The 474-nt window shown below is 33.5% G+C and carries 1 protein-coding gene; it reads left to right on the top strand.

What is annotated here, in order from left to right:
* Window positions 1-474, top strand: a 474-nt coding sequence (locus tag HMPREF2933_RS10260; protein ID WP_261674321.1) for a phage replisome organizer N-terminal domain-containing protein, incomplete at both ends; no start/stop codon positions are given.

The raw sequence follows: 474 nt of genomic DNA, 5'->3' as shown, positions 1-474 counted from the left end.
AAAATTAAAAGAAGAATTTTTCACAGACAAGAGGATAAAAAGATTAAGGAGAATATCGGGAGGAGATACCTACACGATAATATACCTAAAACTTCTACTACTAAGCCTAAAAGATGAGGGCAAACTCTATTATGACGGAGTAGAAAGTGATTTTATAAAAGAGTTAGCACTAACCATAGATGAAACAGACGATGATGTAATGGTCACAGTTAATTATTTAATCAATCAAGGCTTATTAGAAGTTGTAACAGAAAACGATGAATACTATTTAACTGAAATACCAAATTTAATCGGATCAGAAACAGCATGGGCAGAGAAAAAAAGAAGATACAGACAAAATAAACAGAGGACATTGTCCTTAATGAGTCCAAGCCATGTCCGACAAGAGATAGAGATAGAGAAAGATATAGAGATAGATAAAGATAAAGAGAGAGAGGGAGAGATAGATAAAAAGTCCACCCCCATCTTTTATGG

It is taken from the genome of Streptococcus sp. HMSC066F10 (assembly GCF_001813805.1).
In the GTDB taxonomy this organism is placed as follows: domain Bacteria; phylum Bacillota; class Bacilli; order Lactobacillales; family Streptococcaceae; genus Streptococcus; species Streptococcus vaginalis.
This window is presented reverse-complemented; position numbering and strand designations above follow the sequence as displayed.